Raw genomic sequence first — 25,943 nt, 5'->3', positions numbered from 1 at the left:
CTTGCGAACCCTCGATCTCGACTTCAATCCGATCACCAAATATTACGAATCCCCCCTTCAGGTAAAGGCCAATAACGGCATTTTCATTATCGACGATTTCGGACGACAATCGGTCGACCCCCAATTGCTGTTAAACCGTTGGATGGTTCCGCTTGACCGGCGTATCGACTTTCTTACGCTGCACACAGGGATGAAATTTGAAATTCCCTTCGATAACCTGGTGATTTTTTCCACCAACATCGAGCCGCAGCAGCTGGTGGATGAAGCCTTTCTGCGGCGCATCCATTACAAGTTCAAAGTCGACTACCCTACAGAGGAACAGTTCGAGAACATTTTCCGTCAGGTCTGTCAACTCAACAGTATTGTTTTTGACAAGGAAGTTTTCGATTACCTGATGAGCAATTATTACAAGCGGCTCGAAATCCGTTACAGCGCCTGTCATCCTCAGGATCTGGTCGAACACATATTGGCCGATGCCTCCTATCACGGCTATCCGCCGGTTCTCAGCAAGGAGACCATCACGGCGGCCTGGGAAGATTATTTCGTCCGTCTTTAAAATTAAATCCATCATTCGGGGCCATTTATAGCCGGGATAAGGCTTGACATGAGGAGGCGAATTTATTAATAGATAGGCGCCTTGAGGGAGTAATCCCGACACAGAACCTGTTTGTTCATTTTTCGCGTTAAGGCTGCTTTCAATGACCACTTTTCTGGCGCCGGCCAAAATCAATCTTTGTCTGCATGTGCTCAGGCGCCGCGAAGACGGTTATCATGACCTGGCCATGCTTATGCAGCGGGTTTCGCTATATGATCAAATTGAGATGGCCATTGTCGAGGGCCCTGGAATCCGGGTCCGATGTGACGGCCTGACCTTGCCAGCAGGCCAGGGAAATATCGCGGCCCGGGCCGCCGAGGCGCTTCTCCGGCGCGCCGGCATGAGCCGGGGAGTGGAGATTGTCATTGAGAAAAATATCCCTGTAGCGGCCGGTCTCGGTGGTGGTTCGTCCGATGCGGCAACGGTGCTGATGGGCCTCAATCAGATGCTGGAGCTGGGATTTTCGCCTGCCCAGCTCATGGAGACGGGGGTTAAACTCGGTGCCGATGTGCCTTTTTTCATTTTCAGGCATGCCGCGTGGGCTACGGGCATCGGTGAAAACCTGGAACGGGTGGTCGGGCTGCCGCCTTTGTGGTATGTACTGGTCAATCCGGGACTGGAAGTTTCAACGGCTTGGGTTTATCAAAATTTGCGGTTGACATCTGGTCGGGATGATCTTAGAATACCTCGGTTTTCCGGCACGGTAGAGGAAATCGTTAATGTGCTGCACAACGATCTTGAGAACGTAACGGCAGCGCGTTTTCCTCTGATCGGGCAGGTCAAGCGACAGCTGATTGATCTGGGGGCCGAAGGGGCTCTCATGAGTGGCAGCGGATCGACCGTTTTTGGTGTCTTCAGCAATGGCGATCGGGCTCGTGCCGCCGCCGAGGAAATGGGTAGACAGCCCGGATTCAGGGCTTTTGCTGTCAAGCCGATAAATGATTGATGTCTTTGACGAAAGACAGGGTTTGTCGGAAAGATATAGAGATTGTGTGTATTGTTGGGGCGTCGCCAAGCGGTAAGGCACCGGATTTTGATTCCGGCATTCCCAGGTTCGAACCCTGGCGCCCCAGCCACCCTACATAGTCGTGCCCCCTTCGGAAGGCTGTTTCGATGGTGGTGCGAGTCGGCAGGCGGACACTTCCGGGGTTCGTCGCATAACAGGTCATGGTTTCCATGGCCTGCAGTTTTTTTCTACTTAAAATCTCTGGGGATCTGTCGTGAACAACCTGAAAATTTTCTCTGGTAATTCGAACACGCCTCTTGCGCGTGAAATCTGTGGTCATCTGGCCGTTCCGTTGGGGGCTGCCAAGGTGCGCCCTTTTTCGGATGGCGAAATCATGGTCGAGATCGGAGAAAACGTCAGGGGGAGGGATGTTTATGTGGTTCAGCCTACCTGTGCGCCCGCCAACGACAATCTTATGGAGTTGCTGATCATGGCCGATGCCCTTAAACGGGCTTCGGCCGCCCGTATTACCGCCGTTATTCCCTATTTTGGATATGCAAGGCAGGATCGCAAGGTTGCGCCGCGTACCCCGATTACCAGCAAGCTGATCGCCGATCTCATTTCTACATCGGGGTTCGACAGGGTGCTGACCATGGATCTTCACGCCGGTCAGATACAGGGTTTCTTTAATATTCCCGTCGATCATCTCTATGCCGCACCGGTGATTCTGCGGGACATTGCCGACCGGTTTTCGGATTCGCTGGTGGTTGTTTCCCCTGATGCCGGCGGCACGGAGCGGGCCAGGGCCTTTGCCAAACGCCTCGATGCCAGTCTTGCGATCATCGACAAGCGTCGCAGCGGCCCCAATGTTTCTCAGGTCATGAACATCATCGGTGATGTCGAAGGCAAAACCTGCATCATCGTGGATGATATGATCGATACCGCCGGAACGCTTTGTCAGGCTGCCCAGGCGCTGAAGGACAAGGGCGCCGGGAAGGTGCATGCCTTTGCGACCCATGCGGTTCTTTCCGGTCCCGCTCTGGAGCGGATCGACAACAGCTGCCTGGAAGAAGTGGTGGTCACCAACACGATTCCCTTGCTGGATAAACTCAAAGCCTGCAAACGGTTACGGCAACTTTCCGTGGCCGAGCTTCTTGCCGAGGCCATTCGGCGCATTAACGGCAGTGAATCGGTCAGCTCTCTTTTTGTATAAAACACCGACAGGGTTCTACATGAACCGTAACAGACTGATGATTGGAGGATCTGATACATGGCACAGACGGAATTGAATGTCAGCCTGCGTGAAGGGCTTGGAAAAGGGACTGCTCGCAGTCTGCGTCGCGAAGGGCTGGTACCCGCCGTCATGTACGGCAAAGGGGTTGCGGCTTGCGCTTTGACCGTGGAACCCAAAAAACTCGCCGCTATTCTCGAGAGCGAAACTGCCTGGAATACGCTGATCACCCTCAAGGGCGAAGGCGACTTTGACGGCAAGGTTGTAATCCTGAAGGACATGCAGCTTGATCCGGTGCGCGGAGTCCCCCTGCATGTCGACTTTCAGGCCCTCAATCTCAAAGAGAAAGCCCATGTTATGGTTCCTCTGGTTGCCGTCGGCAAGTCCGAAGGCGAGAAACAGGGCGGCAATCTGCAGGTTATCCGCCACGAGATCGAACTTGTGTGCCTGCCGACCAATATCCCCGGGTCTCTTGAAGTTGACGTCACCGGGTTGAATATCGGCGATGCGCTGCACGCCAGCGACCTCCGGCTCCCCGCCGGTGTCGAATTGCCCCCGGATGTCAATTTTACCGTGGTGACCGTCACGGGCCGTTCCTCCGAGACGGAAGAATCTGCTGCATCCGTCGAGGAAGAAACCGCGGAATAGGGACGCGGGGATAATCCTTGAAGCTGCTTGTTGGTCTGGGCAACCCGGGGCCGGAATATGCTGTAACAAGGCATAATATCGGTTTTCTGGTTGCCCAGAAGTTTGCTGAAAAAGCCGGCATGTCCCTGAAGCGGCAGTCTTATCAGGCTATCGTGGGGAACGGTCGTGTGGAAGGGCATGAGGTTATGGTGCTGCTGCCCCAGACCTACATGAACCGCAGCGGTATATCGGTAGCCTCCGCCATGAAGTGCAAGGGCCTCGGTGTGGAAGATCTCGTCGTCATCCACGATGAAATCGATCTGCCCTTCGGTTCGGTGCGCATCAAGACCGGCGGGGGGCATGGCGGGCACAATGGCCTGCGAAGTATCATGGAGCTGGTCGGATCGCGGGATTTTATCCGGCTGCGGATTGGTATAGGCAGACCAGTCGGACCGATCGATGTTGCCCGATATGTCCTGGGCCCCTTTTCTTCCGCGGAGAAATCACAACTCGACAACGTGTTGGATAGCTCGGTCAGGGCACTGGAGGTGTTGATGCAAAAAGGTGCACAGCATGCCATGAACGAGTTCAATAACCGGGTGTTTTTAAATTAACAGAGAGGGAAGAACACAAATGGAACTGCAAATGCTTGCAAAGCTTGCACCGATCTTTGGTGCGGTGGGGTTTGTGATCGCCATTGTCATCTACAATGTGATCAAGGCGCAGCCGGTCGGCAATGCGCGCATGAAGGAAATTTCGGACGCCATTCATTCCGGCGCCATGGCCTTCCTCGGACGTGAGTATCGGGTTCTGGCAATTTTTATCGTTCTTGTTTTCTTTCTGATCTTCATGGGCATGAACAAGGAAACCGCCCTGGCCTTTGTGGGTGGTGCCGTCTGCTCGATGGTCTGCGGGTTTATCGGCATGAAAGCCGCCACCCGCGCGAATGTGCGCACCACGGAAGCCGCCCGCCAGTCCGGCCAGAGCAAAGCGCTGCTGGTGTCCTTCAATGGTGGTGCTGTCATGGGCCTGGCGGTTGCGTCCCTGGGCCTGGTCGGCGTCGGCATCGCCTATCTGCTGTTCGGCGATCCCCAGACCGCACAGTACATCAACGGCTTTGCCATGGGTGCTTCGTCCATCGCCCTGTTCGCCCGTGTCGGTGGCGGGATCTATACCAAGGCTGCCGATGTCGGGGCGGACCTGGTTGGCAAGGTTGAAGCCGGCATCCCCGAGGACGATCCCCGCAATCCCGGCGTCATTGCCGATAACGTCGGTGACTGCGTCGGCGATACCGCCGGTATGGGCGCCGACATTTTTGAATCCTACGTCGGTTCTATCATTGCAACCATTGCCATTGCCGCCGCCGCCAGCCCTGCATTGCTGGCCCAGCTCGGATCCGGCGTGAATGTCCAGGCCGCTGCAATGCAGCTGCCTTTGGCCATGGCGACCGTCGGCCTGCTGTTTTCGCTGATCGGCATCGGCTCCATGAAGTTCCTCAAGGGCATCGCACCCGCCAAGGCTCTGCATTACACCACGTTCGTTGCCGCCGGTGGTTTTCTGGTGGCGGCATATTTCCTGATCATGGGTTTAGGCCTGAGCGTAGGTGTGTTCTGGGCGATTCTGGCAGGTACCCTGTCCGGCATCGCCATTGGCCAGGTAACCGAATACTATACCGCGGGCAGCCCCGTTACCCGTATTGCCGAGGCCAGCAAAACCGGTCCCGCCACCAACATCATCCATGGTCTGGCCGTCGGTCTTGAGAGCTGTGCCCTGCCGGTACTGATCATCTGCGTTTCCATTTTTGTCGCCAACTACTACGCCGGCCTTTACGGTATCGGTATCGCCGCGGTCGGCATGCTGGCCACGGTTGGCGTCACCATGACCGTCGACGCCTATGGCCCCATCGCCGACAATGCCGGCGGCATTTCCGAAATGTGCGGTCTGGGACCGGACGTTCGCAAGATTACCGACGGACTCGACTCGATCGGCAACACCACCGCCGCTATCGGCAAAGGGTTCGCCATCGGCTCCGCGGCGCTGACCGCGCTGGCCCTGTTCTCTGCCTATGCCACCACGGTGGGTCTGGAGAAAATCGACCTTATCAATCCCTCCACCATCATCGGGCTGTTCATTGGCGGCATGCTGCCTTTCTTCATCGGTGCTTTGACCATGACCAGCGTTGGTCGTGCCGCTGGCAAGATGGTTGATGAAATCCGTCGTCAGTTCCGCGAAATTCCCGGGCTTCTCGAAGGCAAGCCTGGTGCCAAGCCTGAACCGGAAAAATGCATTGATATCTCCGCCCGTGCCGCTCTGCGCGAAATGGTGCTGCCCGGCATGGTCGCCGTCATAGCTCCGGTTCTGGTCGGATTCGTAATCGGCAAGGAAGCCCTCGGGGGCATGCTGGCCGGTGCGACCCTGGCCGGCGTAATGCTGGCGCTGATGATGTCCAACGGCGGTGGTGCCTGGGATAATGCCAAGAAATTTATCGAGAAGGGTGAGCTTGACGGCGAAGTCAAAGGCGGCGAGGCTCACAAGGCGGCCGTTGTCGGCGATACCGTTGGCGATCCGTTCAAGGATACCTCGGGTCCTGCCATGAACATCCTTATCAAGCTGATGAGCGTTGTATCGCTGGTTATTGCACCGCTGCTGGTTTGATTCGCAGCGTCAGAATCTGACATCGTTAAAATCGATAGCCGGGATCTCTTCCCGGCTATCGTTATTTAGGCAGGATATTTTCATGGGATTCAAATGTGGCATCGTTGGCTTGCCCAACGTCGGTAAATCGACCATTTTCAACGCCATCACCTCGGCCGGAGCCGAGTCGGCCAATTACCCCTTCTGTACCATCGAGCCGAACGTGGGCGTGGTTTCCGTGCCTGATCCGCGGCTCGATGCGCTGGCGGCAATCGTCAAACCTCAGAGGGTGTTGCCTACCACCATCGAGTTCGTCGATATCGCCGGACTGGTCCGCGGCGCCAGCCGTGGAGAGGGCCTTGGAAATCAGTTCCTGGGACATATCCGCCAGGTTGACGCCATTGCCAATATCGTACGCTGTTTCGATGACGACAATGTTGTGCACGTCGATGGGTCCGTCGACCCCTTGCGGGATATCGAAGTCATCCAGACGGAACTCAACCTGGCCGATCTGGATACCCTTGAGAAGCGCCTGTCGCGGATTCAAAAGCAGGCCAAAAGCGGCGACAAGGAACTCAAGGCGCAGCAGGAGGTTCTGGAAAAAGTACGAGAGGTTCTCAATGCCGGAAAACCGGCGCGGGCGGCAGGCCTGTCCGACGAAGAACGCGGTCTTGTCTACGATCTGCATCTTATAACCGCCAAGCCGGTACTGTACGTTGCCAATGTCGCCGAGGACGATCTGCAGGGTGAACATCCGCATGTCGCCAGGGTACGGGAGCTCGCAGCCCGCGAAGGCGCAGAAGCCGTGGCTATCTGCGGCAAGATCGAAGCGGAGATTGCCGAACTCGACGGAGAGGAAAAACAGGAGTTTCTCAAGGAAATGGGGCTGGAGTGCTCCGGCCTCGATCGTATGATCCAGGCCGGCTATCAGTTGCTAGGCCTGATTACCTATTTCACGGCAGGCGTCAAGGAGGTGCGTGCCTGGACCATTCGTCAGGGGGACCGCGCTCCTCAGGCTGCCGGTGTTATTCACAGTGACTTTGAAAAAGGATTTATCCGGGCCGAAGTAATAGCCTACGATGATTTCGTGGCGTGCCGCGGCGAAGCAGGCGCAAAGGAAAAAGGCCTGCTGCGTCTGGAAGGCAAGGATTATGTCGTGCAGGATGGTGACGTTATGCATTTTAGGTTCAATGTATAGGTTGCTTTTACGTTTTCCAGGTGGCCGATCGCCTCTTGGGAATTTTGTGATGGATTGCGCCCTTTCTCTGACTGACGCAAACTTCCAGACTCCTGACGGCTTGACGATCTGAAAAACATTGAAATAGACCGATTTATATGATAGTAAATCATGTTCTGGTTTGTGGCAGGCACTTGGTGCCTACTCCTTGTTCCGGCGGGTGCCGGGGCTAAACACTCGAGAGGAGAGAGATAAATGCGTACCTACGAAAACATTATGATCGTGCATCCGGAAAAAGTGGGTGACGAGTACAACGCCGTTGTCGAAAAATTCAAGGGCGTTCTCGGTGACCTGAACGCCAACCTCCTTAAAGTCGATGAATGGGGCGTGCGCAAGCTTGCCTATCCGGTCAGGAAACAGGGCCGCGGCAGTTACGTTCTGACCGTTTTCGAAGCCGATCCGAGCATTATTGACGAGTTCGAGCGCCGACTGCGCCTCGACGAAGCCGTTCTCAAATTCCAGACAGTTCAACTGGAAAAAGGCTTTGTGGAAGAGTCTTCCTCCGCCGCTGCTGAGGAAACCGCTGGTTTCGAAGAAGAAGAGTAAACCGGAATCGGGCAACTGGCCCATCGCATCGTACTGAAGGAGGAATTGATCATGAATGAAAGAAATACTACCGGCGCTCCCGCAAAACGTTCTGTCCGCCGTCGCTTTTCGCGGCGCAAGGGCTGCCGGTTTTGCGCTGACAGCACCCTCAAAATCGATTACAAGGAAGTGCGCAATCTGCGCTATTTCGTCAGCGAACGCGGCAAAATCGTACCGCGCAGGATTTCCGGCAATTGTGCCGAACATCAGCGCAAGGTTCGTGAAGCGATCAAGCGGGCGCGCAACATCGCCCTGCTGCCCTTTACGGCCGGTCATTCTCTCGATTAAACCGGGAAAGCCGCTTTGAGGATCACGCAAAGGCTTTTGTCGCTGTCTTGCACGGTAGTGCTAACCATCGGTTTGCAGGCGATGGTGGCCGGCCTTATTTCACAGGCACAAAACAGCCTGCTGACCCTTATGGGTAGTGTCATGGCGCTTTGCGTATCGTGGCCCGTGGCACTGCTGGTTGTCCGGCAAGGCGTCGCGGATGGCATTGCGGCGGTGCTGGCCAGCGCGGTGATCCTCGGAGGCTGGGCAGGGTGGCCCTTTGGTGCCGCTTACCTGTGCCAGTTTGGATTGGCTTCTCTGATCGTTTCCGGTTTGCTCCATAAGGGCTGCCGGTGGGACCGGGTGGTGGCCATCGGCACGGGCACCATCATTGCCATTGGCAGTCTAGGGATGACCGCTTATGCGGTCCGCATCGGGAAAAACCCGCTGCAACTGGCGGACGAATGGGCGAATCGTGAGGTCAATCGGGCTCTGGAGGCCCTGAAAACCGCCGATCTGCCACCTGAAATGGTTCAGCAGACACAGGCCTTGTTCCGTGATCTGGGCCACAGTCTCATTGCGCTGTATCCGGCCGTAATCATTTTGACGGTGGCTGTGATGCTGCTGGCTACAGTGTGGTTTCTGAACCGCAGGACGGGCGCATTGCTCCCTGAACAAGTTGCGTTTTGCGCCTGGAAGGTGCCTGAAAACCTGATCTGGGTTTTGATTGCCGGGGGTGTCGGGACCACCTTTCTGCAGGGAGGTTGGCAGCGTCTTGCGTGGAATGTTCTGGTGGTAGTGCTGGGCATTTATTTCCTGCAGGGGTTGGCCATCCTGAGCCACTATTTCAGGGTGAAACGATTTCCGCCAGCGTTCAGGGCGATCGGTTATTTTCTGGTTGTTGCGAGTTTTCCCTTGCGGGTGCTTGCAACGGGGGTTGGAATATTCGATCTCTGGATCGATTTTCGCAAACCTGGAAAACACAAGGATTAGATCCTTTTTGGAGGAACTCAATGGATATCATCTTGATGGAAAACGTGGAAGGACTGGGCCAGATCGGTGATCTCGTCAAAGTCAAGCCCGGCTACGCGCGCAACTTTCTTATTCCCAAAAAATTTGCGGTAGAAGCCAATACCCGCAATATCAAGGAACTTGAGCATCAGAAACGCCAGATGGAACACAAGGCCCAGAAAATGCTCCAGGCTTCGGAACTGGTCAAGGCTCAGATCGAAAAGGTGTCCTGTGCTTTTGCTCTGCGCGCCGGTGAAGACGGCAAGCTGTTCGGTTCCGTTACCAGCATGGAAATTCAGGCCAAGCTTGCCGAGGCGGGTATCGAGATCGATCGCAAGAAGATCCAGCTCGATGAGCCCATCAAGGCACTCGGCGATTACGAGGTTGGCGTCAGGCTGCCCGCCGGCATCGTCGCAACGGTGAAAGTGGCCGTAACCGCTCTTGATTAAACTTGCGGCCGGTATCGGGCATGCCCCGGTACCGGCTGTTTCAGCGTAGTAAGTTGTTTTTTATGACCGAGATTTCGGTGACCAAGCTTCCCCCGCAATCCCTGGAAGGCGAAATGTCCGTTCTGGGGGCATTCTTCTTGAAAACGAAGCCCTCAACAAGGCTTTGGGAATTCTGCGTCCGGACGACTTTTACCGGGAAAGCCACAGAAAAATTTTTGCCACCCTCGTCGAACTGTCCGATGTCGGTGAGCCCGCCGATCTGGTGACCCTGACCGCGGCACTGCAGAAAAAGGGCGAACTCGATGCGGTTGGCGGAAGCTCCTATCTCAGCACCCTTGTCGATTATGTTCCGACCGCTGCCAACATCGTTTATTATTGCCGGCTGGTAAAGGAAAAGGCCCTGACCCGCCATCTTATTTCCGTGGCGACGGAAATCGCAACGCGCGGCTATACCGGTGGCGATGTGGAGGCTTTGCTCGACTGGTCGGAAAAATCCATCTTCGAAATCAGCGGCATGAAAAACCGTCCTTCGTATTTTTCCACCCGGGAAATCATGAAGGACACCATCCAGATTATCGAGGATCTATACCATCGCAAGGAGCTGGTAACCGGCGTCACGACCGGATACAAGGTCCTGGACGAAATGACCGCCGGATTGCAGCCCTCGGACCTCATTATCGTTGCCGGTCGCCCCTCCATGGGGAAAACCGCCTTTGTCCTTAATCTCGTGGAAAATGCCGCGGTCCATGGTGCCAAACCCGTTCCAACGGTCATTTTTTCGCTGGAGATGAGCAAGGAGTCGCTGGTTCAGCGTATGCTGTGCTCCCTTGCAAGGGTAGATGCCGGCCGCCTGAGGACCGGCAATCTGGTCGAGTCCGACTGGCCGAAGCTTATCGAGGGGGCCAGCAAGCTCTCCGAAGCTCCCATATTCATCGACGATACGCCGGCCATTACCGTCATGGAACTGCGGGCCAAAGCCCGTCGACTCAAGGCAGAACACAATCTTGGCATGGTTGTGGTTGACTACCTGCAGCTCATGCAGGGGCACAATCCCGAGAGCCGCCAACAGGAGATTTCGGAAATTTCCCGTTCGCTGAAGGCGCTTGCCAAGGAAATCAATGTGCCTGTGCTGGCGCTGTCCCAGTTGAATCGTTCTCTGGAAAACCGCACCGACAAGCGCCCCATCATGGCGGACCTGCGTGAGTCAGGCGCCATCGAACAGGACGCGGACGTGATCATGTTCATTTATCGTGAAGCGGTTTATTGCGACGATTGCCGCAGTAAAGAGCGTACCTGCGAAAAAGGGCACGACAAGGATGCGGAAATCATTATCGGCAAGCAACGCAACGGTCCCATCGGTACTGTGCATCTGACCTTTTTCGGTCAATTCACCCGTTTCGAAAATCAGGTTCGACGTGAGGAACCCTACTGATGCGGTGGCTTTGGCAATAATCAGCAAAAACGGCTCCGGGACATGTGCTCCGGAGCCGTTTTTGCTAGTGATCGGTTGCGGGCCCGGCAGGTTACAGTTCCTTCAGGTCAATATCCAGCGTCTGAATTTTTTTGCGCAAGGTATTGCGGTTGATACCTAGAATTTCCGCCGCGCGCACCTGATTGCCACGGGTTTTTTCGAGAATGATGGTGATCAGGGGGCGTTCCATCTGATGCAGCACCATCTGATAAAGATTATTGAGCTCATTGACATCCATGGGCGCAAAGGTGGTTGTTAGCTTGTTGGCGATCAGTGCTTCCAGGGATTCCTCGGCTTCCTTGCGGGCCGGTTCCGGAACCAGCCCGGGAAAGTCACTGGGGGTGAGCATCTGGTCTGAGGATAACAGGGCTGCACGCTTCAGGGTGTTTTCCAGTTCCCTGACGTTGCCGGGCCAGTCATGGCGCTTCAGGTGTGCCATGGCCTCCCTGGTGCATCCCTGAACGCCGACATTGAGATCCTCGCGGGCACGGTCGAGAAAAAACTCCACCAGCAGGGGAATATCGTCCCGCCGCTCTCTCAAGGCCGGAATGGCGATGGGGACGACATTCAGTCGGTAGAACAGATCCTCGCGGAATTCGCGGGCGGCGACTTTTTCCCGCAGGTTCTGGTTGGTGGCGGCAACGATGCGCACATCAACGGGTATGGAGCTGCTGCCGCCGGTGCGGGTGATCTCCTTCTCCTGGAGAACGCGCAGCAGTTTGGCCTGCAGCTCAAGGGGCATGTCGCCGATTTCGTCGAGAAACAAGGTTCCGCCGCTGGCCTGCTCGAATTTGCCTATCTTGCGATCGGTGGCACCGGTAAAGGCGCCTTTTTCGTGACCGAACAGCTCGCTTTCCAGCAACTCTCCGGGGATGGCGGCACAGTTCAGCGCCAGAAAGTCCTTGCCAACCCGGGGGCTGTTGTAGTGAATCGCCCGGGCGACCAGCTCCTTGCCGGTGCCGCTTTCGCCGGTGATGAGCACCGTGACGTCCGTGGGCGCCACGCGGCCGAGGATTTTATAGATCTCCTGCATCGGTTTGCTCTTGCCGATGATGGCGCGATCCAGGGGATATTGTTCTTTCAGCTCGGTTTTGAGGCGATGCACTTCCTCGGCGGCCGCTGCTGCTTTTTGGGCCTTGACGATAATGGCTTCGAGGGCATCCAGGTCGAAGGGTTTGGTCAGATAATCATAGGCGCCGAGTTTCATGGCCTCCACCGCATTTTTCATGGAGGATTCGGCAGTGATGATGATGACCAGCATTTCCGGGCGCTGTTCCTGAAAGTAGCGCAGCAGATCCAGTCCGGAAGTATCCGGCATCTTGATGTCCAGGATGGCCAGATCGTAGTGCCGTCGCCTGAAAAGATTTTTGGCTTCGCCACCATCGGCGGCAAGGTCCACATTAAAACCCTGTTTGCTCAGCGCCTTGCGCAGCACCCAGCGGATACTTTCTTCGTCATCGGCTACCAGAATGCGTTGAATGGACATGCTCGATCCTGCTTGTGAGGTTTAGGGCTGCATTACTGCAGTCGGCTAAAATCGCGATGATCCGGTGTGGTGCAGACGGTTGGTCAACCTCTTTTCAGGGGCAAGGAGATGGTGAAAGTCGTGCCCTGATCCGGCCGGCTGTTGACCCGCAGCGACCCCTGATGCTCGTTGATGATTTTCTGGCAGATGGCCAGTCCCAATCCACAGCCACGGGTTTTGGTGGTGAAAAAGGGTGTAAAGATGCGGTCGATCTGGTCTTCGGGGATACCCGGTCCGTTGTCCTGGATCTCTACCGTGACCATCGGTACCGGTCGTTCGCCGGGTTTGTTGAAAAGATATTGCCCGGCGATGCGCGAGGTTACCGTAATCAACCCCTTGCTTTCGATGGCCTCGCCGGCGTTTTTCAACAGGTTCAGGAACAGCCGTGAAAGCAGGGCTTCGTCGCCCCGTATTGTCGGGATGCTGGGGTCGAGTTGCAGTTGATAGCTGATCTGCTTGTCCGGATGGCTTTGTTTCTGCAGTAAAACCTGGTCGGCCAAAATGCGTGACAGATTGACTTCGCCGAACTGTGTCGGACGAGGTCGCGTCAGGTCAAGAAGCTCTTCGATGAGATCATTGACCCTGTTGACTTCGCGGGTCATGACCCGGGTGTATTCCCGCAAAGGGTTTTCGGGAGGCAATTCGAGGTTCAGCAATTGAGCCGCTCCTTTAATGCCGCCAAGGGGGTTTTTTATTTCATGGGCCAGGCCGGCAGCGAGGGTGCCGAGCATGGCGAGCCTGTCCGCCTGACGGACCGTCTCCTCCAGTTCCCGGATTTGGGAATGATCACGCAGGATCAGAACCGCTCCTTCCTGCTCGCCATCATCGTTGAACAATGGAGAAGCCGACACGCCGACCGGCAGCGGCGTAGCGCCACTGCGGCTGAGCATGATATCCTCATGACTGGTGATCGAGCGTCCCGAGCTAAGGGCAGAGCGCACCAGACGCAGCAGGTCGGCGCTCGAGCCGAACAGGTCGCCAAGGAGCCGTTTTAACGCCTGCCGTTCAGAGTATCCGGTGCATATCTGCGCGGCGGGATTGAACAGCACGATGCGCTCGTCATTGTCGATGGCGACCACCGCCTCTTCCATGTTTTCCAGCACCCTCATGTAGAGGGCACGATCCTTTGGCTCCCGGTTTTTCATGAGACCTCGGCGGGCGGTTCGGCGTTCCTGAAAAATTGCTTGACCACGGAGCGCAGTTCCTCCAATTGCTCCACCTTGTTAACGGCGGCCCGGAACTGGGCGGCTCCGCTTAAACCTCTGGCGTACCAGCAAAGATGTTTACGCATGTCCAGCACGGTTTTACGCTCGCTGTTATGACGCAGAAAAGTATCCATGTGCAGCAGCGCGATTTCGCAGCGTTCCTGAGTCGTTGGTGCGTGCGGCACTTTGCCGCCCAGCAGATCGAGAATCTGGCCGGCCAGCCAGGGGTTACCATAACAGCCGCGCCCGAGCATCACGGCGTCGCAGCCGGTTTCCTCCAGCATGCGCAGGGCATCACGGGGTGTAAAAACATCACCGCTGCCGATGACCGGGATTTTAATTTGCTGCTTCAACGTGGCAATCAGGGTCCAATCAGCGCAGCCGGAAAAACCCTGACTGCGGGTCCGCGGGTGCAGGGTTACGGCATCGGCTCCTTCCTGTTCGGCGATGTGCGCGATCTCCAGGAAATTGATGCAGGCCTGATCCCATCCAGCGCGGATTTTGACTGTCAGAGGCCGGCTGGTTGCTTTGCGCATGGCAGCGACGATTCCGGCTGCTCGCGCCGGATTTTTCAACAGGGCGCTGCCGGCGCCGCTGCGTACGACTTTTTTTACCGGGCATCCCATATTGATGTCGATGACATCACAATGTTCCTCGATCCGGCGGCAGGCCTCGGCCAGAATTTCGGGATTTTCGCCGAACAATTGGATGCCGAGAGGCCGGTCCTCGGGTACGGATATCAGCAGATCTTTTGTTGCCTCGCCACCCAGAACCAGGCCATTGGCACTGACCATTTCCGAAAAAGCAAGGCCGATACCGAACGGGCGCATGATCAGCCGGCAGGCAAGATCGGTGATCCCCGCCATGGGCGCCAATAATAATTTGTGTTTAAGGTGTAGCGATCCTATTTTCATTTGCACAATTTTTATGCAGTTTAAACACGACCCGACCAGATTGCAAGGGAAAATCCGGTGAGCTGAAATTTAACTGTATTTACAAGATGTTGAGCATGCGATACATTGAAAGCCAATGATGCCGTTTCGGATGTGTTCCCCCAGGTTACAGAGTTACAAGGATTTTTTCCAGGATCCTTGCAGCACTTGTGCCGAACACGCACCCCGGCCGGTCAAACGGCTGTGCAATTGCTATCCGGTGTTTATCCTGGCCGTTTTCAATATGCAAAATGCACTATGTTCAAGGAGTTGCCGATGCCCAGGCTGAAAGACGTTCTGTTCAAAAAAATTGAGGAGCAGCGTCCCCGCGTGACCCGTCTGCTCAAGGAGTTTGGCCGGGTAGAGCTGGACAGGGTCTCCATAGCGCAGGCCATCGGCGGTGTGCGGGGAGTAAAGTGTCTGGTCAGCGATATTTCCTATCTCGACCCCGAGGAGGGCGTGCGGTTTCGTGGAAAAACCATAGCCGAAACCTTCGCAGCCCTGCCCAGGGTGCCTGGGTCCGAATATCCCTTTGTCGAGGGGTTCTGGTACTTTCTCCTGACGGGGGAGGTGCCGACTATGGATCAAACCCTCCAGGTCGTCAAGGATTTTCAGGCACGGCGGCCTGTGCCGGGCTACGTTTTCGAGGCTTTGCGAGCCATGCCTCGTGATCTGCATCCCATGGCCATGCTCTCCGCTGCCGTTGTCGTCATGCAGCGCGAATCGCTTTTTTCAAGGCGATACAATGAAGGCATGAGCAAGGGCGACCTCTGGGATCCCATGTATGAGGATTCCTGCAACCTGCTGGCCAGGCTGCCTGCCATTGCCGCGTTTATATATCGTCTCAAATACAAGGGTGATACTCCCATACCCTCGGATCCGGAGCTTGATCTTGGCGGGGATTTCGCACATATGATGGGGATTGCGCCGCCCTACGACGATGTTGCGCGCATGTATTTCATTCTGCATTCCGACCACGAGTCGGGCAACGTCTCGACCCACACCACCCGCCTGGTGGCTTCAGCTCTGGCCGATGCCTATTACAGCTTTTCCGCCGGCGTCAACGGTCTTTCGGGGCCTTTGCACGGTCTGGCCAATCAGGAGGTGTTGCGCTGGATTCAGGGGAAGATGGAAAAGCTCGACGGAAGAATTCCCACTGAAGAAGAGTTGGCGGCTTATTTGTGGGAAACCCTGAACAGCGGCCAGGTTATCCCGGGTTACGGGCATGCGGTCTTGCGGCGCACCGATCCGCGGTTTGAGGCGCAGATGGAGTTCTGCGAAAAATATCTGCCTGATGACAAGTTATATCGGTTGGTCAAGATGCTTTACAAGGTGGCGCCGAATGTGCTGCGGGAACATGGCAAGGCCCGGAACCCCTGGCCGAACGTCGACGCCCAGTCCGGCGTGATCCAGTGGCACTATGGTATAACCCAATATGAATACTATACCGTTTTGTTTGCCGTCGGTCGGGCGATAGGCGTGCTGGCCAATATTATCTGGGACCGGGCTCTTGGCTATCCTCTGGAACGGCCCAAATCCGTAACCCTGGACATGATGGAGGATGTGGCGGGGATTCGCTGAATCTTTGCCAGGAAGGCTCGCATGCGAAGGTCGACGATTGTCGCCAGCAGATTGCAGCACACCAACGGACTCTTACTGTGCGAGTAAGGGTCCGTTGGTGTTTGAATCGTTTTTTTCGATGCCTGTGACGTTTCAATGCCGGAAGCGAGAGACGAGTCGGTGCCCGGCAGATTGTTCAGGACCAGTCGCCCTGACCGGATAAACTGAAAGGAAGAGGCTTTCTATGGATGAGGTTGCAACAAATGACTTTACCTATATCAGGTGTCTTACAATTGAAGATCAGAACAAGATCAAGAAAATCCCGTTTTTAAATATTGATTCAATTCTCATCCCTTCACCTTTTATCAAGGACAAATTTCTAGAAATCGATTATGAGCACAGTTACGTATGGGACGAAGAGGGAGAATTTCTTGGATATATTCTCGTTTATTCAAATCCGGACAAGACAAAGTTTCAGGTATATAAACAGGTTACTTCACCTTTTGGACGAGGCAAAGGCATAGGTTCAACCTTTATAAGAAAACTTGCCAAAGACGTTCCTGGTGAATCCTATATTTATTTGTTCGTATGGGAAAAACTTGTAAGCACGATAGACTTTTTTTATAGCAACGGTTTTAATCTTGAAGAGTCCACGGTATATCGTAAAATGCGTTTCTACCTTATGTCCGCTACCGCAAAATCAATCCTGGAAAAAGGTATATCGCTCAAGGATAAAGATGTATCGGTTCTGGAGGAGTTGAGCAAGGTCCGGCATGATGCGAAAAAATCCCTCAAAGTTCTATCGGATATGGTTTCCATCATGTCTGTTGATAACTTCAATAATATTATCGAAGATATCAATCGGGAAAATACGGCACTGCTCAATACCTTGAGTATGTATGAAGATAAAATCAAAGCTTCTCACGAAGTCAATATCAAGGAAATTCTCACCAACAGGGTGATACCTTTCATTGAAGCTTCCAATGTCCCCTGTGAGGTTCGCCTCGTGCTGGGAGCAAGCATACCCCCTGTCATCGGCGGTTACATGGATTACAGCCGGGCGCTGATCAATCTGACTTCCAACGCCATTGATGCCATCGAAGAGGCTGGCAGAAGCGGGCTCATTCAGATCATGATTACCCGCAAGGAAGGGAAGGTGGTGCTGATCATCCAGGACAATGGAGTCGGCATTGGCGCGGAGCGGTTGCAGCTCGACAATCGCAACCTTCCGCTATTCGTAGGCAAAACGACCAAGGCGGACAGGGCAGGGGAGGGTGTCGGAACCCGACAGGTTTTTTCGACGTTTGGTGCGGGGAATATCAAGGTCGAAAGCCGCGAGGGCAAGTTTACCCGCTGGACCATCACCCTGAATATCAGCACCAAGAAAAAAACCGACCGCCTTGGCTTGCTTGAGACGCGCTTTATCGGGTTCATGAAGGCGACCGAGACGCTGGAGTTGAGTGATAAAAGCGGCCGGACCGAAGTGGCTTCCCTGATCTGGCATTTAAGGCGGATGGAAATCTTCAGTTATGATCTGATTCAGTCTTTCAGTAATTACAATAACGTCCGTGATATCTTCAAACTTATTCTGACCTATCGGTATGGAAAAACCAGTTTCAAACAGATTAAAGAAGAAATTGAGAAATATCGAGTTGATCACGAAATCATTAAATTCTGGCTGCTTGGCATGATCAATCGTATCAAAAAGAATGAAAAATTTCTTCTGAATACATATGATTTTGAGGATTACAAGGGCATATATTTTAAAAGTTACGGACAGGCCATCAATAAAACCATCATCTTTACGCTTGATCCGGATACCGGGAATTTTTATGCTGCCGACCGGCGATTGGCCGAGCACCTGGATTTCGTACCGCTTTTAAACAGGAAAAGAGATCAGCTCATTCGCGGTGAATTCAAGGGCGATGTCAAGAACATAGACAGCCCCATCTATCTCGGTGTCTGGACTGTTGCCGACAAGGATGACTTGTACGGTAAAATAGTGTTGTTGCAGCAAGGTTGCCGGCAACTGCTGGCGATGGGCATCAAACCGGAGAAAGCCATTGCTTTTTACCATGTAACCAGGAACATGAGCAGCTTCGATTTCGATCCTTTCAAGATCATCCCCCTTGGTGAATTGGCAACGCTCGCCAGGAAGAATTTCGATCAACTGATTACGGCAACCGACGATGATTTCGATGGGCTGGTTTTTACTGATTAGATTGAGGTGTTTGTGAAAACCTGGACGTCCAGGCAAAAAATTCGTCCTGCAGGGCTTGGGGTTTTTCAGGGGTGAAGGCATGTTTGTCGTGTGTTCTGGTGGTAAAAAACGCCGTAACGCTGTAGAACGGATTTTTTGCGGCACCATCGGATTTGTAAATTGTGCTTCGCGAGGGACGCAACCTCTGCCGTGATTTTTTATAAAGCGTTCTTCCCCGGAAAGTGGCATGTTTCGCCCCGGCTGAAACAGCCCGGAGACTCATTCATAATGGTGAATACATCCGCACTCGATGCCATCGCCTTGCGATACCGGCATCTTCTGGAGACAGTGGACGCCTGGTTTGCCCAGTGCAAAATGCAGGTTGGGGATCGGATCCGCTGCGGTGAGGGTTGTTCTGCATGCTGCAGAGGGTTGTTTGACATCACCCTTCTTGATGCCTATCTGCTCCAGCAGGGTTATTCGCGGTTGCCTGCTGGTCGCCGCCGGCAAATCGCCGGACGGGCCCGAAGGCAATTGCAGGCTTTGCAGCAGCAGTGGGCCGATTTCCAGCCGCCCTATCTGCTGAACAACCTGCCGGATCATCTATGGACAGATATGCCCGAGGATGATCCTACCCCTTGCCCGTTTCTGGACGAGAACGGTGCTTGCCTGGTGTATTCCTGGCGACCTTTGATATGCCGCCAGCACGGCCTGCCGAACATCGATCTGTCGGGAACTGTTTTCTCCGAGCTTTACTGCAGTCTTAATTTTGTCGGAGAGAATCCCTTTGAATGCCCGGAATTGAGATGGGATTTTCGGGGGCATTTTGTGAAGGAAATGGCGCTTTTCGGCGCCTTTACCACCGAGTTGTTCGGCACGCCGGTCAATGAGGCGGATACTTTTATTCCTGCCGTGTTATTCATCGATTTTCACTCTTTCCCTGGAGATGCTGACGTCTGAAGCGTTGTTTGTAAAGGCTTTTCCAAGGTTTTAGTATCTGCATTTTTCGCCGACCAGGAACCTTGCATACAGGTACCGTGGGGTTCGATTTCCGGAGTGCGCATGGCCTGCCGCTTGTCCTTTCGCTATCTTGAGCCAACCTTTTTTGCCGGTCTTCTGGATGATCCGGTGTTGTGGGTCAAAGTGCGTCCCTGGGGCCGCTCCTTGTTATTCGATTGCGGTCAGTTGCACCATCTGGCCAAGCGGGTGCTGAAATCCGTCGCTGCTGTTTTCATCAGCCACGCGCACATGGATCATTTCATGGGATTCGATACCCTGGTGAGGCAGGTGCTTGTATCGCCCCGCACTTTTGATGTCTTTGGCCCTCCCGGACTGGCCGACAAGGTAGAGCACAAACTGGCGGCCTACGACTGGAATCTGCACGAACATTTCTGGTGCAGCTTTCGTGTGCACGAGCTGTCCGGCGACAGGGTGCATCGGTGGATTTTCCCCGGGCCGCAACGCTTTATCCGCTGTTTTGAGGGGCAGGATGACCGTGTTGGAGGGACGATTTTTGAAAACCGCTGGGTCAAAGTAGAGGCCCGGCAGGCCAGTCACCGGATCCCGGTTCTGGTGTATCGCCTGACCGAAAAGGCAGGTTTTTCACTGGATGCGGAGCGCATTGCCACGCAAGGGTTGGTTGGTGGTCCCTGGATCGATGTTCTTAAACATCAATTTTATCACGGTTTGCTGGGCAGGACCCCGCTGAACGCGACGCGTTTTGACGAAAATGGTCATACGATTGCCTGTCTGGTGGAAAATACCCGCGAGTTGTATGAAAACATTTGCCGCCGCCAGTCAGGTGCGTCCATTGGCTACCTGACGGATATCGGTTTTTCAAGGCAGAATCAGACTGTGGTGACCGCATTGCTCAAGGGAGTCAGATTGCTTGTGGGGGAATGCGCTTTTCTTGCGGACCACAAGCAAAAGGCCCGCCGCTCATTTCATCTCTGCACCCGGGATATGAACCGGCTGCTGGCCGAAATACAGCCGGATTTCTATATGCCTGTGCACTTGTCCAAATCCTGCAGCCACAGAAGCGGGGATCTGTACCTGGAATTGTGCCCGCCACCGGAAACCCGTCTGGTGTTTTTGCCGGACCGGCTGCTTCACCGGCCCTTCCTGCCTTGCGAAGTTCCAATGGATTGCATGTGAAAAATCAGCGCCCTGCGTATTTGACTGAAGTAACTAGTTTCCATCCGGAAACGGCCCTTTTCCGCCATGGCGGCGTCAATCCGCAGGCTTGCTTGTGCGGCGTACCGATGTACGCCTCCGCGCAACCCCTTGATTTCCTTGCCACAACGAAAAATTGATCGTTTCCCATATGAAAACTACGCTGTATCCATCCGGAGTTTCCGGACGGACACTAACTATAAAAAACGCCCGGCCATCCGTTCATGGAGGCGGGCGTTTTCATTTTCCGCTAAGGACTGTCCGTCAGGAAATATAGCTCATGTCCATGGCCACTTCGGGGTCGCAGCCGAGCCGCAAGGCTCCCCAATGCTTTCCTTTGATGAATATGGGCATGGCGAATTCGCTCAGGATCTCTCCATCGTCGCGCTGGTAGGTGTGCAGCAGCACCGGATCGGTATTGCGCGCGGCGGTCAGGCTGCTGGGATCATCAAAGATGCGCTGGTCACGGCTGTGTATCGCATCGATTTCCGGATCGCCGGTCACAGGTTGCGAGCAGAAACTGTTGTGGGTCCCCGCATAGCCATTGACATCGACGCAGACGGCAAATACGCCGCCTTTCAGGTCGTTGACCAGTTTGTCATAAATCGGCTGAAGATCTTTGCCAAAAGCGTCGGTGTAGGCAGTGCGATATTTCGCGGGATCGGTCCCCGGCACCGGCTGATAATCACGATCAAAAATATCGATGCCGCGCTCCAGCATTTTCTCCAGGTTTTTGCGAACTTTGTTACGGGCATTACGTAATTCGCCGACGATATACTCGCCATATCCCCTGCCGGTTTTGAAACGGGCATTCATGCGCTGCAGGTTTTCCGTGATCTGGTAGAGGTTTTCCGTCGAGGTTTTGGCCTCCTCCATGGTGTCCGACACTTCGCGGCTGATCTGATTGATATGCGTGACCTTGCCGTGCACCTCGTTGTTGGCGGCTGACAGTTCCTCCACCGAGGCGGTAATGCTTTGCAGTTGATCATCGCTTTTTTCAAGGTCGCTGATCATGGTTTTGAAGCCGTTGCAGGATTTGCTGACGGCTGCCTGGGTTGCCTTGGCGACGTTGCTGATATCCTCGGTTTCACTGATGCAGGTTTCGATGTGGGAAAGCATGTTGTTGATCTTGCCCGCAATGTCCTCGCTGGCGCCATTGACCTGCTCGGCCAGTGCCTTCACTTCATCCGCAACAATGGCGAAACCCTTGCCGGCCACTCCGGCTCTGGCTGCTTCGATGGCTGCGTTGAGGGAAAGCAGGGATGTCTGGGTCGCGATCGATTTTATCAGGGACACGATTTTTTTGATTTCCTGCGATTCACTGTCCATCTTGTTGATGGTTACGGTGTAGCCGGCAATCTTTTCCGTCATGCTGTTGATGCTGGCATTGGTCGCCATGAGTTCCTGAAAGGAGGTTTGCGCCGTATCGAGGTTGTTCGATGTCGAGGCGCATATTTTCTGGGTGTTGGCCGAGATTTCACCATGCGCGGCATTGGTTTCCTGGCTGCTGGCAAAAATGTCCTGCGCCAGGATTCCCTGCTCCCTGCTGTTGTGCGAGGACATCTCCACCTGGGACGACACCTTGAGGGTATTGACGGCGATCTGCACGCCCATGGTGCGGATATTGAGGAACATCTCGCGGACATTGTCGAAACATTCGTTGAGAGCTTTGGCCATGCGTCCGATTTCATCTTTGCGGTCCAGATCCAGGCGCAGGCTGAAATCACCCTTGCCGATCTTCTCCATAATTTCAGTGGATTCGTTCAGCGGCCGTGAAATGGATCGGGTGACGAAAAACACCAGACCCATGGAGCAGGCGATAACCAGCAGCAGGATGCCGAAGGTAGTGTAAAACAGCCGGGCAAGCACCGCTTCAATGTCGTCGAGGTAGAGACCGGCGCCGATGACCCAGTCCCAGCCCTCGACCTTTTTGACAAAGGAAATTTTGCCGACAGGTTTGCTGAAGCCGTCCTTGTGCCATGCGTATTCGACGAAACCCTCGCCATTTTCACGACAGAGTTCGGTCATTTTGACAAACATCCGCATGCCGTTTGAATCTTCCCTGGTCGCCAGAGAGGTGCCGTTGAGCTCCGGATCGAGGGGATGCAGGACCATGGCTGGCTGCATGTCATTGATCCAGAAATAGTTGTCGCCGGCAAAACGCAAATTTTGGATCACGGCCTTGGCCTGTGTCTGTGCCTGCTCAACGGGCATCTGCCCGGTTTGGGCCACACGGGCGAAGTGCTCGACCTGCCCCCATGCGGATTCGACCACGTGACGGATTTCGTTGCGGCGCGCTTCCATGATGTTGTCGCGGAACTGGATATAGAGCCATGACGCAACCAGGGTGAAAACCAGGACGATGCTGCCACTGAGCAGAAAAATTTTTGCAGAAATCTTAAGATCCTTCACGAGTTGCTCCCTCCCTCTGTCGGCCTATGGAATGCCCGGCAAAGCCGGACCTTGTCACCGGGGTGAAACAAATGACCGGAAATATCAAATATGTCACCGGTAGAAATACAAATCGACTGCAAAGGTTGTACCGTAAAGCGGGGGGATACGCTAGCCCCAGGCTCATGCAATAAAAATCAGTTGTCGCGGCCGGCGGTTTATGGCGTGGCCCTTTTGTCATGATATTGACGAAGGTTGAATTTTTTTGTATGGCCCATTTTGGCCCCCCCGGACAAACGGTGTCCTGGCTCGGGGCGCCTTTGCTCCGGGGCGGCACGGCGAGACTTTCCCATGCTATTGGCCGCTCGTGGCCGGGCGTCACCGGTTGCTCTCGACAGCCTGCTATTGACAAAACAGCCTCAAAAGGTTAAATGGCGTAAGGTCGCCGTCTTGCTCTGCGGAGGTGATTCCAGGCATCGAATGCCTGGCGGCGAATACAGCTGTTGCTACTTTCAGGGGAGCCGGTTTTGAGTGTGCGGATATCTGAAAGCGATCTTTTCGAGGCTTGTCGCGCCCTTTTCGGGAATGATGTCCAGCTTTCTCCGGATTTTTTTTCCTACCTTCAGCCCAGCGGGGCCAAATCCGCCTATCGTCGCAAGGTCAAGGAAACCCATCCGGACCTTTTCGGTAACGAGGGAAGCACCTTGCAGCGCTCCCGTACCGAGGTCTTTCAGAAACTGCGATCTTCTTATGAGACTGTTTGCGATTACTTCAAGTTGCGCGACAGCGGATTATGGGCGCCCGCTTGTACTCCGCGGCAACCTGCGGCTCAGCAGCGGACGCACTCCGGCGGTCGATACGCCCACCAGCGACCTCCCGGCAGGGCGGAAACAGCTGCCTCCGGTTTTTTGCCGAGGCAGGTTCTGCAGATCGGCCTGTTTCTCTATTATCGGAGGCTGATCGATTATCGGTTGCTGATGGAGGCGTTGTTTTGGCAACGCCGGCAACGTCCCAACCTCGGGGATATCGCGCTGCGCTGGGGATGGCTGAGCGAGGACGAGGTTAACTGTATCCTGGGGGTTCGCGGCGCCGGAAGACGGTTTGGCGAAAAGGCCGTGCGTCTAGACTATATCAGCCAGAAACAGTTGCAGACCCTGTTGTTTTATCAACGCTCACGGCAGCAGAAGCTCGGCCGTTTTTTTGTGGAAAATGCCCTTTTCAGTCACGAAGAGATGGAAGAACTGGCCCGGCAGCACCGGGAGCACAATCAACTCTATGGGGACGGATCGATGTTCCGGTGGTAGCAGCGGATACTTCTGTCTTTGAAGCGATAGGCGGGCAGGACAATGAATCCTGCCCGTTTTGCATGGGGGCGGCGGATGAGAAGCGCTGAGTCCGACAGCTGTCCGGCGACAGAAATGTTTTGACAAGTATTGCGCTAATTTCTAGGATGCATCGAATCTGATGGCGTCGTTATAGCTTTGTCCTGCGGCGATACGGCCCTTTTACGACCTCGACAGATTGGATATATGACTTCCTTTCTGAATAAACACTTGTCTTTGAAGGATGATATTTTTCCTGGCCCACTCACAAGCGGGCGCTTTCGGTCAAACAACGTGCGGTAGCCGGGTGATTACCCGATGAAAGGATATGGGGATTTGCATGCAGTTTGACCGGGAGTGGCTCAAGGAGGATCTGGACCGCGTCGAAAAGAGCCTTCGGCAACATCTGACTTCCGAAGTGCCGTTGGTGCGGCAGATGAGCGATTACATTCTGGCCAGCGGGGGCAAGCGCATACGGCCGATTCTTTTGCTGCTCTGCGCGCGTTTGTGTGGTTATGAAGGGGAATCCAGGTATCCGCTTGCCGCCGTTATAGAATTTCTGCATACCGCAACCTTGCTGCACGATGACGTGGTTGACAGCGCCACCCTGCGTCGCGGGCGGATTTCCGCCAATATCGCCTGGGGCAACCAGGCAGCGGTCCTGGTTGGTGATTATCTGTTCGCACGATGTTTCGAGATGATGGTTGATTTCTGTGACCGCCGTATTATGCGGGTGTTGGCGGAAACGACCTCGCTGATGGCTCAGGGCGAGGTAATCCAGCTTATGAACAGCGGCGATCTGATGCTGGACGAGGGGCGTTATCTGAGGGTAGTGCGCAGCAAAACAGCGGCGCTGTTTTCCACAACTTGCCGATGCGCGGCGATCCTCGGTCAGCTCGATTCCGACCGGGAAAAAAACCTGGCTGCTTTTGGCATGCATCTCGGCGTGGCCTTTCAGCTGGTGGACGATGCCCTTGATTATATTGCCGATCCGGATGAATCCGGCAAGGTTGTCGGCCGTGATCTTGCCGAGGGGAAAATGACCCTGCCATTGATTCACGCGCTGCGCTACTGCGATGAAAGCGAGCGGCGCATGCTCCAGCGGATATTTGTCGGAAAAGATCCGATCGAGGCGGATCTCGGTTTTGTTCAGGGCCTTCTTTCCCGATATGGAAGTATCGATTACACCCGGCGGCAGGCGGATCTCTCTGTGCGGCAAGCCTGTGCGCAGCTGGAATATTTCCCGGACGGCACGGCTCGAAAAGAGCTTGTCGCGCTGGCCCGGTCCGCTGTCCGGCGCCGTTGCTGAGTGCTGCTCCCGTGTTTCCCACGGTTTTCCCGAAATTCACAACTCCCCGGAATGATAAGCTATTCCCTGCCTTGACAGTCCATTAGCGGTTGCTATCATATAGTCAGTGCCTCTGAATCAAACCGTGCGCATAGCCGCCATGATCCGTGCCCGGCCATGACGTCTCGCGCAGGCAATCAATTCAACCTGTCTGCCTGGACTGTCTGTAACTACCCGCGGAACGAGATCCACAAAGGGGCCACATTACAAACAAGTCCGCTGATCGGCGCCGTTA

At 54.7% G+C, this 25,943-nt stretch carries 21 protein-coding genes, 1 tRNA gene and 1 pseudogene; 19 read left to right on the top strand and 4 right to left on the bottom strand.

All coding sequences use genetic code 11. From position 1 onward, the window contains the following. Nucleotide 1 precedes the first annotated feature (1 nt). The 13 genes and pseudogenes from A6070_RS16100 (at nt 2) to dnaB (ending at nt 11,014) form a co-directional block, all read left to right on the top strand. Nucleotides 2-556 (top strand): hypothetical protein, encoded by a 555-nt coding sequence (locus tag A6070_RS16100; RefSeq protein ID WP_236718879.1) that lies wholly within the window; start codon nt 2-4, stop codon nt 554-556. Between the two features lie 142 nt (nt 557-698). Further along, nucleotides 699-1,541, top strand: a complete 843-nt coding sequence (ispE, locus tag A6070_RS08845) for a 4-(cytidine 5'-diphospho)-2-C-methyl-D-erythritol kinase (protein WP_072285424.1) — start codon at nt 699-701, stop codon at nt 1,539-1,541. A gap of 55 nt (nt 1,542-1,596) precedes the next feature. Next, nucleotides 1,597-1,671, top strand: a tRNA-Gln gene (locus tag A6070_RS08840). Nucleotides 1,672-1,815: 144 nt separating this feature from the next. Next, entirely contained in the window at nt 1,816-2,754 is a 939-nt protein-coding gene (locus A6070_RS08835; protein ID WP_072285423.1) for a ribose-phosphate pyrophosphokinase, read from the top strand. Between the two features lie 57 nt (nt 2,755-2,811). Further along, nucleotides 2,812-3,420, top strand: a complete 609-nt coding sequence (locus tag A6070_RS08830) for a 50S ribosomal protein L25/general stress protein Ctc (protein ID WP_072285422.1) — start codon at nt 2,812-2,814, stop codon at nt 3,418-3,420. A gap of 17 nt (nt 3,421-3,437) precedes the next feature. After that, nucleotides 3,438-4,013, top strand: a complete 576-nt coding sequence (pth, locus tag A6070_RS08825) for an aminoacyl-tRNA hydrolase (protein WP_072285421.1) — start codon at nt 3,438-3,440, stop codon at nt 4,011-4,013. A gap of 19 nt (nt 4,014-4,032) precedes the next feature. Continuing rightward, on the top strand, nt 4,033-6,054 hold the full coding sequence (locus A6070_RS08820; RefSeq protein ID WP_072285420.1) for a sodium-translocating pyrophosphatase: 2,022 nt from the start codon (nt 4,033-4,035) through the stop codon (nt 6,052-6,054). 82 nt (nt 6,055-6,136) lie between these two features. Next, nucleotides 6,137-7,231, top strand: a complete 1,095-nt coding sequence (gene ychF / locus A6070_RS08815; protein WP_072285419.1) for a redox-regulated ATPase YchF — start codon at nt 6,137-6,139, stop codon at nt 7,229-7,231. A 234-nt stretch (nt 7,232-7,465) separates the two neighbouring features. After that, nucleotides 7,466-7,816 (top strand): 30S ribosomal protein S6, encoded by a 351-nt coding sequence (rpsF, locus tag A6070_RS08810; RefSeq protein WP_072285418.1) that lies wholly within the window; start codon nt 7,466-7,468, stop codon nt 7,814-7,816. 51 nt (nt 7,817-7,867) lie between these two features. Beyond that, nucleotides 7,868-8,143: a 30S ribosomal protein S18 gene (gene rpsR, locus A6070_RS08805; protein WP_145926319.1), complete on the top strand. Its 276-nt coding sequence runs from the start codon at nt 7,868-7,870 to the stop codon at nt 8,141-8,143. A 15-nt stretch (nt 8,144-8,158) separates the two neighbouring features. Next, complete coding sequence (locus A6070_RS08800; RefSeq protein ID WP_145926318.1) at nt 8,159-9,115, top strand: YybS family protein; 957 nt, start codon at nt 8,159-8,161, stop codon at nt 9,113-9,115. A 20-nt stretch (nt 9,116-9,135) separates the two neighbouring features. Continuing rightward, entirely contained in the window at nt 9,136-9,582 is a 447-nt protein-coding gene (gene rplI, locus A6070_RS08795; protein ID WP_072285416.1) for a 50S ribosomal protein L9, read from the top strand. A 62-nt stretch (nt 9,583-9,644) separates the two neighbouring features. Further along, nucleotides 9,645-11,014 (top strand): annotated as a pseudogene (gene dnaB / locus A6070_RS08790) (replicative DNA helicase). A 91-nt stretch (nt 11,015-11,105) separates the two neighbouring features. On the opposite strand, the gene A6070_RS08785 reads toward dnaB, so the two are convergent. From A6070_RS08785 to dusB, 3 genes are all read right to left on the bottom strand, one after another. Then, a complete protein-coding gene (locus tag A6070_RS08785; RefSeq protein WP_072285415.1) occupies nt 11,106-12,539 on the bottom strand; it encodes a sigma-54-dependent transcriptional regulator in 1,434 nt (477 codons plus the stop codon). An 83-nt stretch (nt 12,540-12,622) separates the two neighbouring features. After that, nucleotides 12,623-13,723, bottom strand: coding sequence for a two-component system sensor histidine kinase NtrB (locus tag A6070_RS08780; RefSeq protein WP_072285414.1), 1,101 nt, complete (start codon nt 13,721-13,723; stop codon nt 12,623-12,625). Further along, nucleotides 13,720-14,697, bottom strand: a complete 978-nt coding sequence (gene dusB, locus A6070_RS08775) for a tRNA dihydrouridine synthase DusB (RefSeq protein ID WP_072285413.1) — start codon at nt 14,695-14,697, stop codon at nt 13,720-13,722. Before dusB ends, A6070_RS08780 begins: the two co-directional genes overlap by 4 nt. A 294-nt stretch (nt 14,698-14,991) precedes the next feature. Between dusB and A6070_RS08770 the strand changes: the two genes are divergently transcribed. The 4 genes from A6070_RS08770 to A6070_RS08755 all read left to right on the top strand — a co-directional run bounded on the left by A6070_RS08770 (nt 14,992) and on the right by A6070_RS08755 (nt 20,629). Further along, complete coding sequence (locus tag A6070_RS08770) at nt 14,992-16,296, top strand: citrate (Si)-synthase (protein WP_072285412.1); 1,305 nt, start codon at nt 14,992-14,994, stop codon at nt 16,294-16,296. A gap of 223 nt (nt 16,297-16,519) precedes the next feature. After that, a complete protein-coding gene (locus A6070_RS08765) occupies nt 16,520-18,496 on the top strand; it encodes a GNAT family N-acetyltransferase (protein ID WP_072285411.1) in 1,977 nt (658 codons plus the stop codon). A gap of 267 nt (nt 18,497-18,763) precedes the next feature. Next, nucleotides 18,764-19,435 (top strand): YkgJ family cysteine cluster protein, encoded by a 672-nt coding sequence (locus A6070_RS08760; protein WP_072285410.1) that lies wholly within the window; start codon nt 18,764-18,766, stop codon nt 19,433-19,435. Between the two features lie 102 nt (nt 19,436-19,537). Next, nucleotides 19,538-20,629 (top strand): ribonuclease Z, encoded by a 1,092-nt coding sequence (locus A6070_RS08755; protein ID WP_072285409.1) that lies wholly within the window; start codon nt 19,538-19,540, stop codon nt 20,627-20,629. A gap of 282 nt (nt 20,630-20,911) precedes the next feature. On the opposite strand, the gene A6070_RS08750 is transcribed toward A6070_RS08755, so the two are convergent. Next, complete coding sequence (locus A6070_RS08750; RefSeq protein WP_072285408.1) at nt 20,912-23,059, bottom strand: methyl-accepting chemotaxis protein; 2,148 nt, start codon at nt 23,057-23,059, stop codon at nt 20,912-20,914. A 506-nt stretch (nt 23,060-23,565) separates the two neighbouring features. Here A6070_RS08750 and A6070_RS08745 point away from each other — a divergent pair. Next, nucleotides 23,566-24,342 carry a J domain-containing protein gene (locus A6070_RS08745; RefSeq protein WP_072285407.1) on the top strand — a complete coding sequence of 259 codons (777 nt, stop codon included), beginning with the start codon at nt 23,566-23,568 and terminating at the stop codon, nt 24,340-24,342. Nucleotides 24,343-24,700: 358 nt separating this feature from the next. Further along, nucleotides 24,701-25,669: a polyprenyl synthetase family protein gene (locus tag A6070_RS08740; RefSeq protein ID WP_072285406.1), complete on the top strand. Its 969-nt coding sequence runs from the start codon at nt 24,701-24,703 to the stop codon at nt 25,667-25,669. The last annotated feature ends 274 nt before the right edge of the window (nt 25,670-25,943 follow it).

The sequence above is a fragment of the Syntrophotalea acetylenica genome (assembly GCF_001888165.1).
Classification (GTDB): Bacteria; Desulfobacterota; Desulfuromonadia; order Desulfuromonadales; family Syntrophotaleaceae; genus Syntrophotalea; species Syntrophotalea acetylenica.
Note: the sequence above shows the minus strand (reverse complement) of the source record. Positions and strands in the feature narration are given on the sequence as shown.